The organism is Maribacter sedimenticola (genome assembly GCF_900188415.1).
Taxonomy (GTDB): Bacteria; Bacteroidota; Bacteroidia; order Flavobacteriales; family Flavobacteriaceae; genus Maribacter; species Maribacter sedimenticola.
The window spans coordinates 551,499-573,891 of the sequence record NZ_FZNV01000002.1; the positions used below are offsets into that span (position 1 = coordinate 551,499).

The window sequence follows — 22,393 nt, forward strand, 5'->3', positions numbered from 1 at the left end:
TGAAAGTGGGGGAAAATTGTCATTATTTGATTAAGTGGCGTTTTAACGTATAGGCCTTTACTTAGTCAGGGCAATTACAGTTGAACAAAAGTTTGGTTACGGTGGGTATATCATTGACAATTTGAACGATAAACAAAGTACCGTTTTCACTATCATCGATATCTGTAAATTTATCTTCCTCAATCAATAAATTGACAAACTCCGGTGTGGTATTGCTATGGCCTACGATAAGAACATTTTTATTGAGGTTATCTGCCTTAAATTGTTCAATATCAAGGATTCTAGGGTCGTAATATTGAACGTCAATATTTTTTTTGACCGATGTGGGAGCAGCGGTCATGGATGTTCTGTTATAATTGGTAGAGTAAATGGCATCCAACTCAACGTCATTAAAAATTTCTGCCCAATGCATTGCCCTTCCCAAACCCTTTTGGTTTAATTCTGGATCCGCGTCATCTGGGTTGCTTCTTATTTTTTCCGCATGCCTAATCAAGTAAAAAGTTGAAACCGAAATTTCTTCGTTTGGTAGATCTTTTGCTGGTTCTTCCTTGCAGGATAGCGTAAAGGTTAGCAATATAAGAAGCGCAAATTTTACAACTTTCATAAAATTAAATTTATTGGATTAATTTAATAACTAAAATTAGTTTAAAATAGTACTATAAATAGTCTATTTTTTGTTTTTTTGCATATGAAAAAATTCTGTGGGGCACTTCTTATTGGTTTTGTAGTTTTAGGCTTAAGGGCGCAGGATGTCGTACTGCCTACTGATTTTAGACAACAAAACCTTACTGAATATAATGGTAGCTTATTAAATCCGGCATATAGCTTAGGGCGCAACAATCCGTCTTCCATTGCCATGTGGGCCAGATGGCAATGGCAAACCTATGATGCCGATCCTACATCATTATTTATAAACTATACGGCCAATATCAATGAAGTTTCCGCAGCAGGTGTGGGTTTTTTTCAACATAATACCGGTATTTATTTAAATACGGGCGCAGCATTGAACTATGCGTACAACATTCAATTGGATGAGGATGTATTTCTGGGTGTTGGACTTAACCTTTTTGCATTTCAGCAAAAATTGGCCGATCAACGCTTTTTTGTGCCCAATCCAATTCAGACCACCATTAGCAATGATTTTATTATTCAAATGGCGCCAGGTATAAATTTAAGGGTCGATAAATTCAACATAGGTTTAGTGTCGGAAAATCTGTTTGACTATAACCTTAGCACAAATGAACGTAACTCCGACCCTGGTGACCGAATGTTTTTTGCGTTGGCCAGTTACGATATTCCCATTTCAATTTTAAATGGGGATGATAATTCAGTTCTAAGACCCTCCTTATATTATAAAACCGTACCGGGCGTGGATAATCAATTGGGGCTACAAGCGTTGTTGACCACTAACAAATATTGGGTGCAAGGAGGTTATAATAGTTTTTATGGTATTTCCGGTGGAGTAGGTGGCAGGTTTTTTAAACGATTGTCCATAGGTGCTCTTGTAGAAGTAGGTACCAGTAACGACCTGAAAGGTCAGGACCCATCCTTTGAATTGGTAACGTCTTATAAATTGGGCAAATTACAATCTACGGAGGATCAACTTGAAGAAGAGTTGATAGCGGCCCAAAAGGAAAAAGAAGAACTGGTTAAGGATGAATTGACTAGGGCAGAAAAGCTTGCCGTTAAAAGAGAGGCCAAAAAGCAAGATCGTTTGGAAAAGTTACAGGCCCAAAGAATACAGGATTCCATATCGGAATCTACACGATTGGCTGAAGCGGAGGAAAAGATTTCCAAAAGAGATTTACGAAAAATGCGTGATTCCATTGCAGAAGCCAAGGCGGCACAAGCACTAGCCGATGCAAGAGCATTAGATCAAAAAAGGAAGCAGGATTCCATAGCATTGGATATGAGGCAAAAGGAAGAGGCCTTAGCGGCGTTGCAGCAGCAAAAGCAAGATTCAATAGCAAAGGCAAATGCCGCTATTGCCGAAGCGGAGCAATTGGCCGCACGTAATGAAGTGGTACAGCCAAGGGCAGGAGAGAAGTATGAAGAAGTGGAAAAAGAAGGCTCCTTGACCCCAGGTTATTATTTAATAGCTAATGTATTTGGAACCAAGAAGTATTTAGATGCCTTTATGGCGGATATGGGTAAGAAAGGCTTAAATCCTAAATCTTTTTATCGTTCATTGAATAAGTACAATTATGTATATTTAGGAAAGTATAACACAATAAAAGAAGCCAGACAGGCTAGAGATTCAAAGTTAAATGGCCGTTATACTGAAAAGTTATGGATATTTAGGGTTACGGGTAAATAGTTATGGGGTATAATACTTATACCCAGTATTGCTTTTATCTATTGTGAAAGGATGCCCTTTTTTATAAAAGGGTACTTAGTTTTATTTTAGTTCTCTCCTAATGAGCACTTCCAAGTAGGTAACCGTATTCAATAAATATTTTCTATCCTTGGTCAAGGTTGCCATTGCAATAGAGCCTTGTATAATGGTAAATAATTGCTTTGCAAACTGTAAGGGCGTAACAGGAAGTTTAAATTCGCCCTTATTTACCCCGTTTTCAAGGACCAAAGCAATTTTACCCTCAATGTCCTTAATGGTTTCCTTTGTAGCGGAAGCCAGTAACCGGTTATTATGTTGTGCATCTATACCCACATTAAGAATGGGGCAGCCACCCATGGTAAGGGTAAATACATCATACTTTTTATAAAATGCGATTAAGTTGCCGATTTTCTCCATTGCGGTGCCCTCAATGGCCAGTTGTTCATCTATTGCGTTTAATAATAAAGTGCGGTTATATTCAAAGGCAGATAGGGCCAACGCCTCCTTATTTTCGAAATTGCCATATAACGCTCCTTTGGTTAAATTGGTGGCTTCGGTCAAATCGCTCATACTGGTGCCAATATAACCGTGCTTGTTGAACACTGGTGCGACTGTCTCAATAATATAGGCGGTCGTTCTTTCGGCTTTGGTAGACATATTCGACGGTTTTATGCGAATATAAAAAATCTATACTGTATGGTATATATTGTTGATAAAAAAAAGCGTCCATAAAAATTATATGGACGCTTAATTATCAATTTATAAAATTATACGGTAATATCCTCTTGATTTCTAAATACAAGGCTGTTGTCAAAAGCATCTAATAAAACAACACTATCAGATTTGATTTCACCGCTTAACAACGATTTGGAAAGATTGTTCAATACTTCCCGCTGTATCGTTCTTTTGACGGGCCGTGCTCCAAATTGTGGGTCATATCCCTTGTTTGCCAAATATTCTATTGCTTCCTGGGTAGCATCCAAAGTAATTTGTTGCTTATCCAACATCTTCTTCAAGTTTTCTAACTGCAACTTTACAATTTCCTCAATGTTATCTTTGGTCAAAGGCGTAAACATTACAATATCGTCTATCCTATTGATAAATTCAGGTCTAATCGTTTTTTTCAGTAGCCCAAGAACTTCAATCCTGGCCGCTTCAGTTGCGCTATAGATATCATCTGTATTCTCAAATTTCTCCTGTATGATTGCACTACCCATGTTACTCGTCATGATTATAATAGTGTTTTTAAAATCTGCAACCCTACCTTTATTATCGGTTAACCTACCTTCATCCAATACTTGTAAAAGAATATTGAACGTATCTGGATGGGCTTTTTCAATTTCATCCAAAAGAACTACTGAATATGGTCTTCTTCTGACCGCCTCTGTCAATTGGCCTCCTTCATCATACCCCACATATCCTGGAGGGGCGCCTACTAATCTACTAACCGAATGGCGTTCTTGATATTCGCTCATATCTATTCGGGTCATCGCGTTTTCATCATCAAACAGATATGCTGCCAATGTTTTGGCCAATTCAGTCTTACCGACACCTGTAGTACCTAAGAATAAGAACGATCCAATTGGTTTCTTGGCATCTTGCAAGCCGGCCCTACTTCTTCGTATGGCATCTGAAACGGCCTCAATAGCCTCCTCTTGGCCAACCACACGTTTGTGCAATACCTTTTCCAATTTCAGCAATTTTTCACGTTCACTCTGTAGCATCTTGGTAACCGGAATTCCAGTCCATTTGGCAATTACCTCTGCAATATCCTCACTGGTAACCTCTTCTTTAATAAGTGTTCCCGAATTTTGTTGCGCATTGAGATCATCTTGCAACTTGGTAAGTTTTTCCTGTGCCTCTTTGATCTTGCCATATCTAATTTCGGCAACGGTGCCATAATCCCCGTTACGTTCTGCACGCTCGGCTTCTGCCTTGTAGTTTTCAATGTCCAACTTTGTTTGTTGAATATTGTCCACAACGGTTTTTTCACTTTCCCATTGAGCAAATATTTCATTACGTTCTTCCTTAACATTGGCTAAGTCTAAATTTAAGACCTTTAGCTTTTGTTTATCGTTTTCACGCTTTATGGCTTCAATTTCAATTTCTAATTGCATGATTTTACGGTCAAGCACATCCAGTTCCTCTGGTTTGGAATTAATTTCCATTCGTAACTTGGATGCTGCTTCATCCATTAAGTCAATAGCCTTATCCGGTAAGAACCTATTGGAAATATAACGTTGGGAAAGTTCAACGGCAGCAATGACGGCCTCGTCCTTTATACGGACCTTATGGTGGGCCTCATATTTTTCCTTGATTCCCCGTAAGATGGAAATTGCGCTTTCAGTATCAGGTTGGTCTACGACAACTTTTTGAAACCTTCGTTCAAGTGCCTTATCCTGTTCAAAGTACTTTTGATATTCATCTAATGTAGTAGCGCCAATTGCCCTTAATTCACCACGTGCCAAGGCCGGCTTTAGAATATTGGCCGCATCCATGGCACCTTGGCCGCCACCGGCACCTACCAAAGTATGTATTTCATCTATGAATAGGATAATGTTGCCATCTGCACTAACTACTTCCTTAATGACCGCTTTAAGGCGCTCTTCAAATTCACCTTTATATTTAGCTCCTGCAATCAAGGCTCCCATATCCAGGGAATAGATAACTTTTTCCTTGAGGTTTTCCGGTATATCCCCTTGAATAATTCTATGTGCCAAACCTTCTACAATGGCTGTTTTACCCACACCGGGTTCACCCACTAAAATTGGGTTGTTCTTGGTACGCCTAGATAAGATTTGTAAAATTCTACGAATCTCCTCATCCCTACCAATAACTGGGTCCAATTTACCGCTATCTGCAAGTTGATTTAGGTTTTTTGCATATTTCTGTAATGAGTTGTAATTATCCTCAGCACTTTGCGAGGTGACTTTATCACCATTTCTTAATTCTGCAATTGCGGTATTCAATTGTTTTTCCGCAACACCTTGGTCTTTTAATATTTGGGAAATTTTGCTTTTAGAGCGTAAAATGGATATAAACAAATGTTCAATGGAAACGAATTCATCTCCCATTTCCTTAGCAATGGCACTGGCTTCATTGAGCGACTTGCCTGCTTCTCTTGAAAACTGAATGTCACCACCTGTTACTTTAGGAAAACTCTGTAGCTCTTTATCCAATATCTGTTGTACCAATGTAAAATTTACCCCTAATTTTTTAAGTAAAAAGGGCATAACATTTTCCTCAACCTCTGTTAAGGCCTTGAATAAATGTTCATTCTCTATTTGTTGATGCCCCAAATTGTGTGCAATCTGTTGGGCATGCTGTATAGCCTCTTGGGATTTTATAGTAAAATTATTTATGTTCATTATCTGTATTTTTAGTTAATTGTAATACTTTTGAGGTGTGATGTTCAATAATCTTACCAAGTAATAAGGTAAGACAAAATGGCTTGATTTAATAAAAAACAACAGACAAATAGTCAGGTTCAATGTGTATCAAGAACATTAAACCGAAGATAATTTATGGGAATATTTAGTGGAATTTTTGGAGGGGCAAAAAACGAAGGAGAGCAAAATAGTAAATCAATTCCTTGGCGAGATTTGACCATGGTTGCCCAATTAGAAGAAATAAAGCAAGCATCCGCCGCAAGGCCACAAGTAATTTTTAAACATTCTACCACATGTGGTATCAGTAGAATGGTCCTGAATATGTTCAAGGGCAATTATAAGCTGGATGAAGGGCAAATGGATTTTCATTTTTTAGACTTACTTGCCTATAGAGAGGTGTCCAATGCAATTGCCGCTAAGTTTAACGTTATGCATCAATCGCCCCAGATGCTCATCATTAAAAATGGGGTAGTGGTCTACCATAATTCCCATGGTGCAATTTCAGATGTAGACTTAGAAGAATATGTATAAAAAAAAGCCCCAGAAATTTGGGGCTTTTTTTTAGTTAAAACTTTGTCTGTTCAGAATATTTTTGAGGTTGTTCTTTAAGTCTTCCCCTGCATCATATACCATTTGCTCATTGCTTGGAAAAGGTACTCTTGCACGCTGTAACAATGCCGTTAAATTATTGTCCAAGGCTCTTTTGTCACCGCTATAGTTGGCATATATATGCTCAAAAACAAATTGGCTGCTCAAAGGGTATTGATTTATTTTTTGTTGTTTTTTTAAATCTATAAAATTTACAACACCGGTAACTTCCGCACTCTTAAATTGTGTAAATTGATAAAAATCACAACGAACCGTCTTGAACTTATCTATTTTAATGCTATTCCCTAAACTGTCCGATACCACATTGCCATTGCGATCCTCCACAAACGTATAACCATCTTTAATCTGCTTCTCCTTACTTATTTGCTTTTCGCTTATCTGTTCCGGTGAAATATTTATATTTTCAAAAGATAGCTCCATTAAATAGTCGTACACTCTATCTTTAATTTCATTGGTATGGTATTCCGTCCACTGGTTGTTAAGGCCGTAAGTATTTAAATTCAAAAGTTCATCCTCTAAACGTCGTGGAATAACCATATCCGTATTATTGTTGATCTCTACCAAAACATAATCCAATCCTTTTTGGTAGGCTTCATCTATTTTTAAAGTTACATCTTTAAAATTAGGATTAAGTTGCTGTAAATAATTCAGCTCATTGTAAGCTGTCCTATAATCAGATTTATAAGTGGCGTTGTTTATTAGGTTGTTTGCCCTATCATATAAATAGTTGGACAGATTCAATTTAGAAGCTATGATATTATCATCGTAATTTTTAAAACTAAATTGAGCCTTCCTGTTTTCATCCTGAATATATAACGGCAATAACGGTTTGATCCGTTCTTGGATAGCCTTTAGGTTGTTATAGGTATTGTATATCTCTTCAAAATTAGCAGGATTGCCATCTTTTTTTAAAAATTTTATGTGCTGTAATTCCCGCTCAGCATGTTTTTTAAAACCTTCTTCCAAAAGAACAATATAGGTCTGATTGCTTTTTTTGGTCTTGTTTTCTGCAATGTTTACAAGTGCCTTGTTGATTGCGCCAAGGTAATTGCCTGTATTTAGGGCTTCTTGTGTTTTTTTAACTCCGCTACATGAAAGGAGCATTCCTATAAAACTGAATAGTAGAAATTTTTTCATGACTGATAATTTTAGAATTCAATAGAGCTATTTCAACAGCCGTGCCACAAATAGCTGAATAGATAACGAATGGGGGTGATTAATAGTATATTTTCGATGAAATCCATACATGGTTGGAGTAAAACAGATAAACCATAGATAGTTATTAACTTTTATTTAATAAAAAATAATCCCTTTTGAACTTTTTTATATTTCATTAGATAGTCTATTTGTATTTTTGCAACTTATTCAAAAGAAAGAACAGCATGCAACGCGACACTACGATTTTTAATCTAATAGAAGAAGAAAAGCAACGTCAGATCAATGGAATTGAATTGATAGCTTCAGAAAATTTTACCAGTCCCCAAGTAATGGAGGCCCAAGGTTCCGTTCTTACAAATAAGTACGCAGAAGGCTACCCTGGAAAGCGTTACTATGGTGGTTGTGAAGTTGTGGATAAGGTAGAACAGTTGGCCATTGATCGTGCAAAAGAGCTATTTGGTGCCGCATATGCCAATGTTCAACCACATTCGGGTTCGCAAGCAAATGCTGCCGTTTATCATGCATGTTTAAAGCCAGGAGATAAAATTTTAGGTTTTGACCTATCGCACGGTGGACATTTAACCCACGGATCTCCGGTTAACTTTTCAGGAAGATTGTATAAGCCCGTATTTTATGGGGTGGATAAGGAGACTGGTAGATTGGATTATGATAAAATTCAAGAGATTGCTACCAAAGAGCAACCTAAGTTGATAATTGCAGGTGCTTCTGCCTACAGTAGGGATATGGATTTTGCCCGTTTTAGAAAGATTGCGGATAGTGTGAACGCTATTTTATTGGCAGATATATCTCACCCTGCAGGATTAATTGCTAAAGGTTTATTGAGCAATCCTATACCGCATTGCCATATTGTGACTACAACAACACATAAAACTTTGCGAGGGCCAAGGGGAGGTTTAATATTGATGGGAAAAGATTTTGAAAATCCGTTTGGGATAACCTTAAAGAACGGCAAGCTAAGAAAAATGTCAGCTTTATTGGATCTGGCCGTTTTTCCTGGTAATCAAGGAGGTCCGTTAGAACATGTGATAGCTGGTAAAGCTATTGCTTTCGGTGAAGCTTTAACAAGTGAGTATGCGACATATATTGAGCAGGTAAAGAAAAATGCCGATGCAATGGCCAAGGCATTTGTTAAGCGTGATTATCATATTATTTCTGGCGGTACGGATAACCACATGATGTTGATCGATCTGCGAAATAAAGATATATCCGGTAAAGATGCCGAAAAAGCATTGGTAGAAGCAGATATTACCGCAAACAAAAATATGGTGCCTTTTGACGATAAATCACCTTTTGTAACTTCTGGTATTAGATTTGGTACTGCAGCAATTACCACACGTGGTCTAGTAGAAGCGGATATGGAGGTTGTGGTTGATTTAATTGATCAGGTCATCAACAACCCAGAAAATGAAAAAACCTTGAAAACCGTTAAGTCCAAGGTTAATGCAATGATGAATACCAGGCCTATTTTCAACGCCTAGGTCACGAATCATTTATTCTGTTAGAAACTCAAGGTCTCCGCTGACGTAAGTATTACGCATTACGTCATAAATAGAGGCCTCATCATCCTTATCAAGATAAATGCCCCAGAATTCTAAATAAGATTTTGGGGCAAAATCTATGGCTGAATCTGAAATTTCAGAATTTTCCAAATTTTCTTCAAAAATGGGCACAAAAATTTCATAAGGTTTTTGTGTAAGTCCCTTGGTCAAAAAGACATAATTACACGCAATCTGTTTTAGAATATTATTGATTTGTGTAGGAATACTTTTGTCATAAATGCGCTTAATTACAATACTGGTATCATTTAACGAAATTGTAAGCTCATCTATATCTATGACATGTTTGTTTTTCAAATTAAGTACTTCCAAACCGTGTTGTAAAGGCGCTTCGTTTTTATGGTTGTTGCCCCATCTACCGGTATTGAAATGTGAAAATAATTCCATTAAATCCAGGTTGCAATCAAATTCCAGAACCAGATTTATTCCGTTAGATGTTATACTTTTACTCTTTAATTTTACTGTAGAAAAGTAATAAAACTCTAGGGTAGATAGAAATTCATCTAAGCCAATTATCTCTTTATTGTATTCTAATTTTAATCTAGAATTGTTGATAAAGTTTTCAAAATTGAAAGGCATAAGCAATTTTTTATAGCATTCTTTCTATAAAGATACTTTTCTCCCCAATTTTATAATACTAGGAAAACCTTATAATTTTGGAGGATATTATAATAAAATGACACAGATAAATCATAATTATCTGTAAATCAATTACTTAATTTAGGTGGTTGATTTTTAAAGAAAACCACGATTTTTGGCTTCGTTGATTAGTGCTAAATCATTGCCGTTTTTTATATCAAATAACGCTTTCAGTTGTCTTTTACGAGCTTCGACCGTAGTATTGGCAGAACCGATCAAAGGGGCAATATCCCTGGTATGGATTCCTTGTGATAGATGATAAAGAATTTTTTGATCTTGATCATCGATTACAATATCACTGGACATTCTTCTTCTTATGGCAGCCAAGGCACTCGCAGTATAATACGATGAATTCTTCATAATGGTCTCTACCATACTTTTCAAAGAAAGTTCATCTATCTCTGACTTTACCATGTAGCCGTCCGGATTAACTTTTTTAAAGATATTGTTGATACGGTAATTGTCACTGTATGAAGACATAAATACAACTTTTGATTTAGGAACTTCTTCTCTTGCTAAAATACCAAGGTCAATACCAGTTCTGGGGTCTTTGGATTCTACTGAGAAAAGCTGGATGTCCAATAGAATTATATCATAGGGAATGGCTCTTTTTGATAGTTCAATCTTAGCCTTACCTTTTTCAAAACTTTTTGCGATTTCAACTTTTACGTTAAAATCATTAAAATCAGAATCTTCCAAGATATATTTATATCCTAAAGTCGTCATTTCATGATCATCTACCGCTAAAATCCTTACTGTTGAATCCATTATGGTTGTTCTATGCTATTGTAAGTTACTAAACGTTTTCAAACCTAGTATTATTATCGTCAAAATTATTTGATTTATTTTTAATAGGTATCCTTAAGGTAATTGTGGTTCCCTTACCTTTTGCGGATTCTATGTTCCACGTACCGTTTAGCTTATTGATCCTAGAAGTAATATTTCTAATACCTATACCTTTTTTGCCTTTTACATTTTTAAAACCTACCCCATTATCACTCATAATTATCTTAAATTCATCATCCGTTCTAAGAAACGTTATTTCAAATATACTGCATTGGGCATGCTTAATTGCATTTTGAAACGTTTCTTGGATAATTCTATAGGCATTGATTTTAATATCACCGTCCAAACTATCCCAATCCTCATCTTCATTGAATTTAAAGAAAGTATTAATGGCCACATTTCTTTTAGCAGCATCTAAAAGTGATTCTATAGAATCTGTAAAGTTGTTGATCTTCTGGTAAGCGGTATGGCTCAGTTCATGAGAAATTGAACGGATCTCATTCTCAATTTCCTGGAGAGAGCCCAATGCCTTTGATTTTTCGGCAATGGCTTCTTCCGTTACACGTTTATTTAATCCGGTCAAAATCATTCTAGCGCCCAGCATTTTACCAAGTACGCCGTCATGTAACTCTTCTGATATTCTTTTTTGTTCCAGCCGTTTAACCTCATCAACTTTTTGTTTTTGGGTAAGCATAAGGTTAAAAATTTCCTGGTTATTGGCCTGCTGTTGTTGGTCAAAACGAAGTTTTTGGTTTTTGGCACGTTGGGTAATAATGATATAGATGGATAGTCCTAATAAAAATAACCCCCCTGCAATGGCAATCCAAATACTGCGTTGTCTGGAAAGAATGTTCTTTTCACTTTCAAGCTCCACATTTTCAGCAATAAATTCATCGGTTTCAAATCGGATACGTGCAAATTTGTTTTGTTGTTTACGTTCTTCTTTTTGTAAACTATCGTCTAATTGAATATATTTTTCAAAATAATCTATTGAATTTTTTTTATCTAATGTAGCTAGTAGAGACCAGGTTTGTAGCAAGGTTTCATTGTTTTCACTTTCTAAAGAAAGGTTTTCTGCTTTTTTTGCATTGATAATGGCCGTTGCCGTATCCTTAGCATATGCTTTATACTCTGCATATTTATGGTAAGAAGTAGCTAAACTAGTTTTTTGATTTAAGTTGGTCTTTAAGTTAATTGCTTTTATAAACAAAGAATTTACTCCTGCCGTATCATTTTTGTATAATCTACTGGTTGCAAGGTTGCTTAAAGCTATAGCGTATAGTTTAGGGTTTTTTTGCAGGATTTCATTTGTAGTCAGTACTTTATTGAAATTCTCAATAGCCTTATTATAATCTTTATTATCCCTATATACGACTCCAATATTATTAAGAAGTTGGGCTTCTTCATAATTATTAAAATTTAATTGATTTAAATAATACAATGCTTCATTATAGTAGGCTAGAGACTTTTCTACTTCACCTAAAGAACCTGAAGAGATTCCAAGTAAGTTATAACTATGATATAGGAAAAGTGTGTTATCCGTTTGTTTGAATTGTTCAATAGCTTTTATGACTGTAGATTCGCTGCCTATATAATCTTTTATTTCAGTCTGTATTTTTGCCATTTCCAAAAACATTCTTCCAGACATTTCAACTTGACTAATACCTTCAAAAATTTTTTGAGCCTCATTATATGCATAATATGCGCTATCTTGAATAGCATAATTATTATAAAAAAAAGCTAAATCCCAATATGCGTTTCCAAGAGATAAGGAGTCTTTAATTTTTTGATTAAATTTTATGGCATTTTTATTTACTTCTCTAAACAAAGTGCTGTCGAAGGTAAAATTTTGGTCGTAAGAAAGTTGGGTGTAATACTTTGCTTTTATGGTATCGGATTGAGGATAAGCAGCGTATTGAACTGCTTTTTGTAAAAGTTCCAATTTTGCTAAATCATTGATATGAACTGTTTGGCTCTCTTTAATCCATATACTTATACTATCATTGGTTGAGGGTTGAACTTTTTCGTCCAATATCGTTTCAGACTTGGAACAACCTTGTAGTATGAATAAAAGTAAAATGGTATGCAGGTATTTTTTTAGCAAAAAAAATGGTTTATTGATTTTCTTAGAAACCAAGGTATAAAAAAAAGTCCTCAACTTTATTGTTGAAGACTTTTTATATGGTTATAAAAACTGTTTAGCTTACGCCAGACTGTCCACCTCTAGGAGGCAATTCAGCTGAACAATCTCCACAAGCTAAAGCTTTAGAAATATCATTTAAAAAATCAAATTCATTGGCACTATTCTCAATTACAAAAGTTGCCATGCCTAACGCCATTACTGCTACTGCTAAAATACTCGTTACTTTTTTCATTTTGTGTGTTTTTAGGGGTTTTTGGTTTATTATACTGCCAAAGTAATATCCATTAAACACTTAAATATTAAGTTTTTCCACACTTTAGTGAAAAGGTGGTATCTGCTAGTAAATGACCTGATTTTGAGAGAATTCGTTAATTTAGTGAACTTAGTGTATTTTTGGATAACACTTTCTTAAGGTTGTTCATATTTTCCCTATAGGTTTTGGAGAACGGTAATTGTTCGTTGACGGTCTTTAAAGCGCAAATAGATTTTCCAAAATTTATCCTAGAAACATAATCAGTATTGACGATATAACTCTGGTGAATACGTATAAAGTTATTAGGTAACGTATTTTCAAAGGTTTTTAGTGTCTTGTAGGCATTGGTTACCGTACCGTCCTTCATAAAAAACTCTGTAGTATTGTTGTCGGCTTTTAAATAAAGGATATCATTAGTGTTCAAATACTGAAAATCGTTATATGATTTTATGCACAAGGTAGCGGGTGCTTTCTCCTTTGGCATTCTCTTTTTCAATTTTAATAATGATTTTCTAATGTCAAATTCATTAAAGGGTTGAAGCCAATAATCAAAGAAGCCATTTTTTATAGCATCATAGGCATAATCCTTGGAAGTAGCTATTCCAATAAGTATTGGTAGTTCATTTACGTATTGGTGTATTTCCATGACCATTAAAAATATGGATGCATAATCATGGTTAAGGTTGATAAATACGATATCTGGACTAAACTTTAAAATATCATTTAACCCATCATTGGGATTTGTGGTGGTATTAATACATTGAAAATCACCATATTCATCCAAAAATGCATGTAACTGCAAATTGGAAACAGCATCAGAATCTATTATGGTGTACGTGTAATCCAAAAGTAATTAGTGTCTACTACGAAATTACTTATAGCCAGCTAATTACGGACCAAGAATGTCCTTATAAAAATGGAGGACTTTTTGATAAAATCAATGTATATAGGCTTTGTGAGAGAAAAACCTTTCAAGTTTAAGCTTGTTATTCGCTCGTTTCTTTCATTATTGCTTGATATGCACCCAAATCTGAAGTTAATGTCCGGGAGGTTCCTAGTAGGTCATTTGGTACATTGTTGGCAATATTTTGGTCGCCTTTACCAATTACATAAGAATCCAGACCTATTCTAAAACCATTGCTGGAAGGTTTGAAATAATCCAAATTTCCTCCCGTATAGATGTTGGAATAATAATCCGTATTTAAAAAATCATATAACGGACCATTCTCAGTGGGTAGTTGGTCTTGCGTATATTGTATATGGCAATTTAGAAAACTGAAGTTGAACAATTTATCATTAGATGGGGTAAGTTCTAGTTCATATGCCGTATTGCCATCAATGATGCTATTTTTAAAATCAAGTCGTACTAAATCAAAATGAAGTTCTGGATTACTTCTGGAACTATTGGAAACGGTAAGGGTTGGTACAATTCTAAACCCTTTATTCCAATAATTGGCAATGGTACAATGCGTAAAATTATAGTGGCCTCCGTTTTCTATTTGCAGGGAGGTAGAGCCTGCACCACCTAAAACAAGGTTTTCTGCTATTATAATTGCTTGTTTGGCCCAGATATTATGTTGGCCATTATTATAAACCTGACTATTTCTTATGACCAGTGATTCTGTATTTTGAATTGCTTCCCCTTCAATAAATAATCCGATCTGTGCATTTTTAATGGTCAGATAATCTATAGTGTTTCCAATACTTCCTTTACTTATCCAGATAGTTCCCCATTGACCGGGCATATCATTATAAGCAGGTTCAAGTCTGTCTCCTTCAAAAATCACTTGATTTTCTAAACGCTCTTTATCATCACTCAATTTGCCATTAATTGTAATACGAGCTTTTTCACTTACAACCAAACCGGAATTGTTGTGAAAATATACCCTTGCACCAGCATCGATTTGAAGTTCTTTTTCATCAGGTACTATGGCGTAACCATAAATTACATATGGTCTATTGGCAGTAAAATGTAACGAATCTTCACTAAGTTCAAAACCGTTTACGCTTACTTCATCACCATTTTCATCGGTATATAAAGTGATATTGTTTGCATTGCTTCCCCAATTATTGGGGTGCAAAAAAATGGCGTCTTTTGCCAAAGTAATCAATTCTACGGATTGTTGAAAAGGAGATTGATCAAACAAAATGGCATCCGTATATATAATTTCATTACTATTATCCTTAATCTCAATAGTCGTTTCAATTAGTATATACAGACTGTCTTGAGCGTATAATGGAATATTGTCAAATGTTTTACCCGCCACACCGTCCACATTTAATCTATAATAACTATCGGCGCCGTTTCTTAAGGATATTTCAGGAATAAACATATCCTCTTTAGTGCGGTTATACACTTTTAATGTATATGTACTGCTGCCAATATTGGTAAATACGGTATCGAGAAAAACCGTGTCCTTGGAAAAGGTCAATTGCCCCATACTTGGGGAATATTCAAAATTCTTTCTACAGGAAGTAGTAAAAATTAAGGCAATGATGGCAGAGAATACAATAAGAAAATTTACTCGCACAACCGTTATATTTTTCAGGTTAAAGGAAAATATCCTTTAGTTTATCGGACACCCTAATAGGCCTATTGGTCTTGCTGTTCAATAAACACCATTCCGTACGGGCAAGAACCAATACCTTTTGTGTTTTTCCATGAATCATTTCTACAATTCTGGTAGATTTTGCTCCTGTGCTCGTCTTGATATAAGTTGTCATGACTATAGGGTCATTTAAAAATGCCGCAGATTTGTATTCAATATGGTGACTTAGTACTACCCAAATTACTTCTTCTTGCAGCTCAGTGGGGGCTTTGTGCTGCCAATGCTCTTTTGATATATCTTGAATCCATTGGACATAACGTACATTATTAACATGGTTCAAGTCATCCAGGTCATCTTTAGAAACTATAAGTTCTTTCCTGTATACATCCATATTATTTTTTCTGGATTTTTACTTCAAACATTTTATCCCAGAATTTTCCGGTAACGAAAAAAGTTTTCCGTTCAGGATGATAAGCTATACCGTTCAAAACATTGTTTACCTTGTCCCAATTTGCCGATTTTGTTATTAAATCACTAAGTCCACTAAAATTAATAACCCCTTCAATGGCACCAGAATTACTATTGATAATCATGACACTAGGCTTTTGATATACATTAGCATAAAGTTTTCCATCAACAAATTCCAATTCATTTGCGGAATTTACGATAGATGAATTGGTAACGGTTTCAATATAACCTTCCTCGGTCATGGTATTAGGGTTTATGAACCAAATCTTTTCCGTTCCATCACTCTTAAATATTTTATTGCCGTCATTGGCAAGTCCCCATCCTTCACGACTTTTTCCATATTGAAAATTATCCAATTTCTTAAAGGTATGTAGGTCATAAATAAATCCAAGTCCGCTTTTCCAAGTAAGTTGGTAAATTTTGTCGTTTAAAATGGTAATGCCTTCTCCAAAATAACTATCGTCCAAATTTATATGTTCATAAACCTTGCCAGTTGAAAAATCTAATTTCCTTAAAAATGATTTTCCGTTCTTACCCGTACTTTCATATAGGGTGTCATTGAAGAATTCCAATCCTTGTGTATAGGCACCGGTATCATGAGGATATTCCTTTATGATGGTATACGTATATATTTCAGGAGCTTTTGCTGAAAAAACTTTAATGTTCTTATTGATTACAACGGTTTCACCTTCAAAATTAATTTTAGCGGTAAGGGTTTTATTTCCTAGAGTGGATACATCAATTTTAATAGTATTGTTGGTAAGTGGAACATCTTTGCCGTCTATACTATAGGTGACCTGGTTAATATCCTTATTTTTTTTATTTTTAATGGTAACACCTATTTCATCAAATTGTGTAATTTTTTTTACATTTTTATCAATGGTGATTTCAAATAAATTCGATGCTTTTTGATTGCCACTGCCACATGCCATATAAAGGCTCGGTATAAGAATTATGCAAATTATCTTAACTATTCTCATTAAAAAATTTTGGTATTTATGTTTCTATACTGATTTTCAGCACGTAAGAATTGCTGTTTAGAGAAGGCAATTTAATTCATAAAAATTAGAAACTAAAAGGATTGTGAAAGATTTAAAAGATTGTATATTTGCAGCTGGCAAGTCCTACACGACCAGCTCCTGTAGAATCCCCCAGGGCGGGAACGCAGCAAGGGTATATGGTCGTAGCGGTGCGATGTAGGTAGCTTGCCTTTTTTTGTACCTTATATTCAAATAATTTTTAAAAAGGTAACTTGTTAAAAACCAGAATTATCTATGGTTTTGATTCACTTATTTTTCTGAAAAATGAATTCAAAAGTAGTTTTAATAACAGGCGGTTCTTCGGGAATAGGAAAGGCAGTAGGCATTTATCTAACAGAGCAAGGATATAAAGTTTATGGCACTACACGTAACAAGTCAAAATACCCCTTGTTTAAAGATTTTCCACTTTTGGAAATGGATGTTCGTAACACTGCTACCATAGCTAAAGCGGTTTCAACGCTAATGGAAAAAGAAGATACCTTGGATGTTTTGATAAACAATGCCGGAGTGGGTATTACGGGACCTATGGAAGAAACTCCTCAAGAGGAAATCATTAAGGCCTTTGCTACTAATTTTAACGGTCCTCTCAGTGTCATCAATGAAGTTTTGCCCATAATGCGTCGTCAGCAACATGGTTTAATAATCAATATTACTTCAATAGCCGGTTATATGGGATTACCTTATAGGGGTATTTATTCTGCAAGTAAGGCAGCTTTGGAATTGGTAACTGAAAGTTACAGAATGGAGACTAAACCTTTTGGGGTGAAATTTACCACTTTGGCACCAGGGGATTTTGCAACTAATATAGCTTCAGGGAGGTATCACACTCCTGTATTTGAAAACTCTCCTTATAAAGAAAAGTATCAAAGCACATTAGAATCTATTGACCAAGATGTGGACGGTGGTGGCGATCCACGTGATGTTGGCAGAAAGATTGCTAAAATTATTGAAACAAAAAATCCTAGGCCCCATTACAAGGTTGGGTCTTTTATTCAAAAACTATCATTGACCCTTAAAAGTGTTTTGCCGGGTCTTTGGTTTGAAAGATTATTGGAGCGGCACAGCGCCAATTAAGGATATACCGGAAGAATACCGGATTTAAATTCAATTATAATAAATGTTGGAAAAACCGTCCACTATTACGCCATTATTGGTTATTATGGCCTTGTTCATAGGGTAGATGACCAATGTTTCAGTAAATTCCTTATAGTTGTCCGTATGGTATTGGGATCGGGTGTCCACACCTAGGTTTTTTAAAATGACCTTCCAATCGCTGTAGTCCGTCCTAATGTTGATACCTACAAATTCGTGGTCGGGTTTTTTGTCCTTTAGTTCCGCTACTCTTTTAAAAATTTCTTGGTATTGTTTTTTATTGTTTCCTGACCAAAAATAGAACATTACCTTTTTGTTCTTTCCAATCTCTGACAGTGTTCTGGTTTCATTATCAAATGAGGCAACGCTTAAATTAGGTATGACCTTGGAAGGCTGTAGGTTAGCTATTCCTTGGTATAGATTTTCAATCTCCTCTATATGCATGTTGTTTTTGGAGACCGTTTTAAATTCATTCAAGAACATTTCATTGTACTCAGGTTTGTCCTTTCTTTTTAAAAGATAGTCAAAAGCCACATTTCTGAACAAATTATCCCTTAATTCCTTCTCCACAACAAGACTGTCGATCAATTGTAGTTTGTGCTTGTTAAAATGTAAATGTTTACTGGTTTTAAAGTTTCTATTTTCGCAGCCTTTTATACAGTTCATATAGGACATATTGCCAAAATGGGCCTTCATGAAATCGTAATAGGGTCTTAGGTAGGTAAAATTCTTATTGTTATAATCAATGGTGTTGCGGTAGGCATAAAAACCTTTTGGGAGTTCATGTATATTTTCCTCTGCAGTTTTTCTTCTATGTTGAAAAGGATAAATTTCCTTATACCTATTGTACGTATATTCAATATTACCGGCCAAAAGTTCATAGCCATCATCAGAAATGGCAGTTTCTGCTCTTAGTTCGTTCAATCGTTTTAACTTATCATTCTTAAGACTTGAAATTTTGGAAAGAAATTCCTGAGGTTCCATTTCATAATATTCAGCGTACATTGCTCTATCTTCCTCTTCTGCAGATAAAAACAATTCCAAAAGAAAATTGTTAAGCTCCTCGTTTGTTCCGGAAAACACTAAGGATTCATCAAAATAAATGGTGTTGAGCCTAACCATTAAACTATCTCCTTTTTCTAGATATACATATTGGTACTCGGGAGCAAGGTTAAAATGGTAAAGGCCATTTTCTATATTGGCCAAATTAAATTTAAATCTATTCTTACTGTCCAGTTTGGCAGAATCAATTTTTTCCCCGCCCTTAAAAAGTACTACTTGGTCACTGGTAGGGTTTACGATTTCGCCTGCGAATAGAACGGTTTCCGAATCCTTTTTGGAAGAGGTGCAGGCTACAGAAAAAAGTACAATTGTACAGAGTAGAATTCTAATCATATGGTATTAGGGACTGATACATTCCAAAAATAAGGAACGTAAGGGCTGGTAGCTGTTAACGGCTAGTTAAATATTGTGAAGTTGAAAGTATAATAACTTAATGGAAATAGATGCTTTACATACTTGAAAAAGCTTATTTATTCTGTATTTTTGCACGGATTTTTAAATTACTGTTATTATGCTTTCTGTATCTAATCTTTCTGTACAATTTGGAAAAAGGGTGTTGTTCGATGAAGTAAACGTTGCTTTCACCCAAGGAAACTGTTATGGTATCATTGGTGCCAATGGTGCAGGTAAATCTACATTCTTAAAGATTCTTGCAGGACAAATTGAACCTACTTCCGGCCATGTTCATCTAGAGCCAGGAAAAAGAATGTCCATTTTGGAGCAGAACCATAATTCTGCCGATGCCTATACCGTATTGGAAACCGTGGTAATGGGTAATAAGCCTTTGTATGAAATTAAAAAGGAAATAGATGCCCTTTATGCTGATTATGATGATAAGAATGCAGATAGGATAGGGGAGCTGCAGGTTAGCTTTGAAGAAATGAACGGATGGAACGCGGATAGCAATGCCGCGGCTTTACTTTCCAATTTAGGAATCAATGAAGAATATCATTATACGTTGATGTCGGAACTTGATTCCAAATTAAAGGTAAGGGTACTTTTGGCACAGGCCTTATTTGGAAATCCGGATGTATTGATTATGGATGAGCCTACCAATGATCTGGATTATGAAACAATTAGTTGGCTAGAGAACTTTTTGGCAGATTATGAAAATACAGTGATCGTAGTTTCGCATGACCGTCACTTTTTGGATACGGTGTGTACGGATATTGGGGATATTGATTTTGGAAAACTTAATCTATACTCGGGTAACTACACATTTTGGTATGAGAGTAGCCAATTGGCAGCCCGCCAAAGAGCACAACAGAATAAGAAATCTGAAGAGAAAGCCAAGGAGTTGCAAGAGTTTATTGCACGTTTTAGTGCCAACGTAGCTAAAAGTAAACAAGCTACATCTCGTAAGAAGATGTTGTCCAAATTAAAGGTAGATGATATTAAGCCTTCTAGTAGAAGATATCCGGCAATTATCTTTGATAGGGAACGAGAGGCCGGCGATCAGATTTTACAGGTAGAAGGACTTTCCGCTTCTACGGATGAAGGAGAATTATTGTTTAACAATATCAATATAAATCTCGCCAAAGGGGATAAAATTGCTGTGATTTCAAGGGATTCAAGGGCTACAACAGCTTTTTATGAAATTATAAACGGGAACAAAAAGGCGGATAAGGGATCTTTTCAATGGGGTGTTACCACTACACAATCCTATCTGCCGGCAGATAATGCTGAATTTTTTAACGAAAACATAAATCTTGTAGATTGGTTAAGACAGTATGCCAAAACCGAGGAAGAGCGAGAAGAAGTATATATTAGAGGATTTCTTGGTAAAATGTTATTCAGTGGAGAAGAGGCATTAAAGAAATGTACGGTTCTTTCCGGAGGAGAAAAAGTACGCTGTATGCTTAGTAGAATGATGTTGTTAAGGGCCAATGTGTTAATGTTGGACGAACCTACCAACCATTTAGATCTGGAAAGTATTACGGCATTCAATAACTCGCTAAAGAATTTTAAGGGAACGGTACTGTTTACTACCCATGATCATGAATTTGCCCAAACGGTTGCAAACAGGATCATAGAATTAACTCCTAAGGGCAACATTGATAGGTATTCTACGTTTGATGAATATATGTCTGACAAGGCATTAAAGGAGCAACGTAATAAGATGTACGCTGTTTAAGCATAAAATAGATTAACCCAAATCAATGTTTTATGAAAACCTACAACTATGTGGCCTATATTGGTATGGCCCTAAGTATCCTAGCTTGTGATACGGTTACCAATATAGATACGGAAGAGCCTTCTTCCTTAATCGATGCCGATTATACTGTTATTTTGGAAAAGGATGGCCGTACATCTGCAGTGATCTTGGCCGCTGCGGAAGATGGTATGGAACTAAAGGAAGAATCCGCGGGATTTGAAAAAATTCCTAATACTACCCAAAACTATAGGGACAAACAAAGTATAGGTTATTATTATACCAATAATTGTCAAGCCTTTGTTCAAGTGTTCAACGCACAAAACGATAATTCCTTTGTCATAACCGCATTTACCGATATAAATCCATGTGATATTGAAGTTACTGCTATTGCTTATACTGAAAATGCAATATATATAGCCTATATACAGGAATTGGCCGGCAAGAATGACCAATTCGCTATACGGTCCATTTCAAGAACGGGTGGTCAGGCTTCGTTTGTAGATATTATGTTGGATAAAAAACCTGTGGATATGATACCTTCTACAGGAAGGTTATTTGTATTGACCGCTAATGAATATGTAGATAATGCTTATTACTTAACAGTTATTGACGAAGAATCAAAAGGCCAACTAACGGAATTGGATATGGGGAACGATGCAGCCAAACTGTTAAGAAATCACAGTAATCAGGTCATTGTGGCTTACCCAGAGTTGCACACCACCTTGGACCCGGTAAGTTTGGATAAGACCTACACCATGTACGGCAAAGGTACCGAGCCGGGGTTTTTAACGGCTAGAGATGTTTACATGGATAGTTCCGGCCAAATCTATTATCAAAAGACGGAATCGTCCGCTGTTGTCAATACGGTACCCGCAATATATAATTTTGAACGAAACAGTACGGTAGTTTATCTGTTCGAAAATTTTTTAACGGAGTCAGAGATGGATGTAAAATACAATATCGGAGCTACGACTGCAATTGGTTACGATGATGCCAATGGTTTTATCCTGATAGGCTATCAGAAAAAGAACCAATTGCAACATGGCGGAATTTTAAGAGTCGGTATAACTCCAGATTTTAAGCTAATTGATCATATAGATTTAGAAGGTGTTCCGCAAAGCATTTTTGTGAAATAGCA

At 35.8% G+C, this 22,393-nt stretch carries 19 protein-coding genes and 1 other RNA gene; 7 read left to right on the top strand and 13 right to left on the bottom strand.

The window, feature by feature from the left end; translation table 11 throughout:
• Window positions 1-61: 61 nt before the first annotated feature.
• Window positions 62-604 (bottom strand): SixA phosphatase family protein, encoded by a 543-nt coding sequence (locus tag CHB68_RS07425; protein ID WP_089260218.1) that lies wholly within the window; start codon window positions 602-604, stop codon window positions 62-64.
• Window positions 605-688: 84 nt separating this feature from the next.
• Here CHB68_RS07425 and CHB68_RS07430 point away from each other — a divergent pair, with 84 nt between their 5' ends.
• Window positions 689-2,317, top strand: coding sequence for a PorP/SprF family type IX secretion system membrane protein (locus CHB68_RS07430; RefSeq protein WP_089260219.1), 1,629 nt, complete (start codon window positions 689-691; stop codon window positions 2,315-2,317).
• Between the two features lie 81 nt (window positions 2,318-2,398).
• Here CHB68_RS07430 and CHB68_RS07435 read toward each other — a convergent pair whose 3' ends face one another.
• Entirely contained in the window at window positions 2,399-2,992 is a 594-nt protein-coding gene (locus CHB68_RS07435; RefSeq protein WP_089260220.1) for a TetR/AcrR family transcriptional regulator, read from the bottom strand.
• A gap of 110 nt (window positions 2,993-3,102) precedes the next feature.
• A complete protein-coding gene (gene clpB / locus CHB68_RS07440) occupies window positions 3,103-5,703 on the bottom strand; it encodes an ATP-dependent chaperone ClpB (protein WP_089260221.1) in 2,601 nt (866 codons plus the stop codon).
• 156 nt (window positions 5,704-5,859) lie between these two features.
• On the opposite strand from clpB, the gene ytxJ reads away from it, so the two are divergent.
• The gene (ytxJ, locus tag CHB68_RS07445; protein ID WP_089260222.1) at window positions 5,860-6,255 is read left to right on the top strand and encodes a bacillithiol system redox-active protein YtxJ; all 396 of its coding nucleotides are present in this window, start codon (window positions 5,860-5,862) and stop codon (window positions 6,253-6,255) included.
• A 30-nt stretch (window positions 6,256-6,285) separates the two neighbouring features.
• On the opposite strand, the gene CHB68_RS07450 is transcribed toward ytxJ, so the two are convergent.
• Window positions 6,286-7,470: a hypothetical protein gene (locus tag CHB68_RS07450; RefSeq protein ID WP_089260223.1), complete on the bottom strand. Its 1,185-nt coding sequence runs from the start codon at window positions 7,468-7,470 to the stop codon at window positions 6,286-6,288.
• A gap of 245 nt (window positions 7,471-7,715) precedes the next feature.
• Here CHB68_RS07450 and glyA point away from each other — a divergent pair, with 245 nt between their 5' ends.
• On the top strand, window positions 7,716-8,990 hold the full coding sequence (gene glyA, locus CHB68_RS07455; protein ID WP_089260224.1) for a serine hydroxymethyltransferase: 1,275 nt from the start codon (window positions 7,716-7,718) through the stop codon (window positions 8,988-8,990).
• Between the two features lie 12 nt (window positions 8,991-9,002).
• On the opposite strand, the gene CHB68_RS07460 is transcribed toward glyA, so the two are convergent.
• The 8 genes from CHB68_RS07460 to CHB68_RS07495 all read right to left on the bottom strand — a co-directional run bounded on the left by CHB68_RS07460 (window position 9,003) and on the right by CHB68_RS07495 (window position 16,886).
• Window positions 9,003-9,647, bottom strand: a complete 645-nt coding sequence (locus CHB68_RS07460) for a hypothetical protein (RefSeq protein ID WP_089260225.1) — start codon at window positions 9,645-9,647, stop codon at window positions 9,003-9,005.
• 156 nt (window positions 9,648-9,803) lie between these two features.
• Window positions 9,804-10,475, bottom strand: a complete 672-nt coding sequence (locus tag CHB68_RS07465; protein WP_089260226.1) for a response regulator — start codon at window positions 10,473-10,475, stop codon at window positions 9,804-9,806.
• A gap of 28 nt (window positions 10,476-10,503) precedes the next feature.
• Complete coding sequence (locus tag CHB68_RS07470; RefSeq protein WP_143815180.1) at window positions 10,504-12,597, bottom strand: tetratricopeptide repeat-containing sensor histidine kinase; 2,094 nt, start codon at window positions 12,595-12,597, stop codon at window positions 10,504-10,506.
• Between the two features lie 94 nt (window positions 12,598-12,691).
• The gene (locus CHB68_RS18545) at window positions 12,692-12,868 is read right to left on the bottom strand and encodes a hypothetical protein (protein WP_179213160.1); all 177 of its coding nucleotides are present in this window, start codon (window positions 12,866-12,868) and stop codon (window positions 12,692-12,694) included.
• A gap of 136 nt (window positions 12,869-13,004) precedes the next feature.
• The gene (locus CHB68_RS07480) at window positions 13,005-13,736 is read right to left on the bottom strand and encodes a LytR/AlgR family response regulator transcription factor (protein WP_089260229.1); all 732 of its coding nucleotides are present in this window, start codon (window positions 13,734-13,736) and stop codon (window positions 13,005-13,007) included.
• Window positions 13,737-13,875: 139 nt separating this feature from the next.
• Complete coding sequence (locus tag CHB68_RS07485; RefSeq protein WP_245838864.1) at window positions 13,876-15,420, bottom strand: hypothetical protein; 1,545 nt, start codon at window positions 15,418-15,420, stop codon at window positions 13,876-13,878.
• 19 nt (window positions 15,421-15,439) lie between these two features.
• On the bottom strand, window positions 15,440-15,829 hold the full coding sequence (locus tag CHB68_RS07490) for an acyl-CoA thioesterase (RefSeq protein ID WP_089260230.1): 390 nt from the start codon (window positions 15,827-15,829) through the stop codon (window positions 15,440-15,442).
• Between the two features lies 1 nt (window position 15,830).
• Complete coding sequence (locus tag CHB68_RS07495) at window positions 15,831-16,886, bottom strand: glutaminyl-peptide cyclotransferase (RefSeq protein WP_089260231.1); 1,056 nt, start codon at window positions 16,884-16,886, stop codon at window positions 15,831-15,833.
• A gap of 135 nt (window positions 16,887-17,021) precedes the next feature.
• On the opposite strand from CHB68_RS07495, the gene ffs reads away from it, so the two are divergent.
• An RNA gene (ffs, locus tag CHB68_RS07500) (signal recognition particle sRNA small type) lies at window positions 17,022-17,120 on the top strand.
• Between the two features lie 90 nt (window positions 17,121-17,210).
• Window positions 17,211-18,020, top strand: coding sequence for an SDR family oxidoreductase (locus tag CHB68_RS07505; protein ID WP_089260232.1), 810 nt, complete (start codon window positions 17,211-17,213; stop codon window positions 18,018-18,020).
• Between the two features lie 30 nt (window positions 18,021-18,050).
• On the opposite strand, the gene CHB68_RS07510 is transcribed toward CHB68_RS07505, so the two are convergent.
• Entirely contained in the window at window positions 18,051-19,433 is a 1,383-nt protein-coding gene (locus CHB68_RS07510) for a TlpA family protein disulfide reductase (protein ID WP_089260233.1), read from the bottom strand.
• A gap of 178 nt (window positions 19,434-19,611) precedes the next feature.
• Here CHB68_RS07510 and CHB68_RS07515 point away from each other — a divergent pair, with 178 nt between their 5' ends.
• Both CHB68_RS07515 and CHB68_RS07520 read left to right on the top strand, forming a co-directional pair.
• Entirely contained in the window at window positions 19,612-21,234 is a 1,623-nt protein-coding gene (locus CHB68_RS07515; RefSeq protein WP_089260234.1) for an ABC-F family ATP-binding cassette domain-containing protein, read from the top strand.
• A gap of 32 nt (window positions 21,235-21,266) precedes the next feature.
• Window positions 21,267-22,391 carry a hypothetical protein gene (locus tag CHB68_RS07520; protein WP_089260235.1) on the top strand — a complete coding sequence of 375 codons (1,125 nt, stop codon included), beginning with the start codon at window positions 21,267-21,269 and terminating at the stop codon, window positions 22,389-22,391.
• Window positions 22,392-22,393: the final 2 nt, after the last annotated feature.

Excerpts from the sequence above, each read along its gene's own strand:
- CHB68_RS07425 (WP_089260218.1), bottom strand. The coding sequence starts at position 604 with ATGAAAGTTGTAAAATTTGCGCTTCTTATATTGCTAACCTTTACGCTA.
- CHB68_RS07430 (WP_089260219.1), top strand. The coding sequence starts at position 689 with ATGAAAAAATTCTGTGGGGCACTTCTTATTGGTTTTGTAGTTTTAGGC.
- CHB68_RS07435 (WP_089260220.1), bottom strand. The coding sequence starts at position 2,992 with ATGTCTACCAAAGCCGAAAGAACGACCGCCTATATTATTGAGACAGTC.
- clpB (WP_089260221.1), bottom strand. The coding sequence starts at position 5,703 with ATGAACATAAATAATTTTACTATAAAATCCCAAGAGGCTATACAGCAT.
- ytxJ (WP_089260222.1), top strand. The coding sequence starts at position 5,860 with ATGGGAATATTTAGTGGAATTTTTGGAGGGGCAAAAAACGAAGGAGAG.
- CHB68_RS07450 (WP_089260223.1), bottom strand. The coding sequence starts at position 7,470 with ATGAAAAAATTTCTACTATTCAGTTTTATAGGAATGCTCCTTTCATGT.
- glyA (WP_089260224.1), top strand. The coding sequence starts at position 7,716 with ATGCAACGCGACACTACGATTTTTAATCTAATAGAAGAAGAAAAGCAA.
- CHB68_RS07460 (WP_089260225.1), bottom strand. The coding sequence starts at position 9,647 with ATGCCTTTCAATTTTGAAAACTTTATCAACAATTCTAGATTAAAATTA.
- CHB68_RS07465 (WP_089260226.1), bottom strand. The coding sequence starts at position 10,475 with ATGGATTCAACAGTAAGGATTTTAGCGGTAGATGATCATGAAATGACG.
- CHB68_RS18545 (WP_179213160.1), bottom strand. The coding sequence starts at position 12,868 with ATGAAAAAAGTAACGAGTATTTTAGCAGTAGCAGTAATGGCGTTAGGC.
- CHB68_RS07490 (WP_089260230.1), bottom strand. The coding sequence starts at position 15,829 with ATGGATGTATACAGGAAAGAACTTATAGTTTCTAAAGATGACCTGGAT.
- CHB68_RS07495 (WP_089260231.1), bottom strand. The coding sequence starts at position 16,886 with ATGAGAATAGTTAAGATAATTTGCATAATTCTTATACCGAGCCTTTAT.
- CHB68_RS07505 (WP_089260232.1), top strand. The coding sequence starts at position 17,211 with ATGAATTCAAAAGTAGTTTTAATAACAGGCGGTTCTTCGGGAATAGGA.
- CHB68_RS07510 (WP_089260233.1), bottom strand. The coding sequence starts at position 19,433 with ATGATTAGAATTCTACTCTGTACAATTGTACTTTTTTCTGTAGCCTGC.
- CHB68_RS07515 (WP_089260234.1), top strand. The coding sequence starts at position 19,612 with ATGCTTTCTGTATCTAATCTTTCTGTACAATTTGGAAAAAGGGTGTTG.
- CHB68_RS07520 (WP_089260235.1), top strand. The coding sequence starts at position 21,267 with ATGAAAACCTACAACTATGTGGCCTATATTGGTATGGCCCTAAGTATC.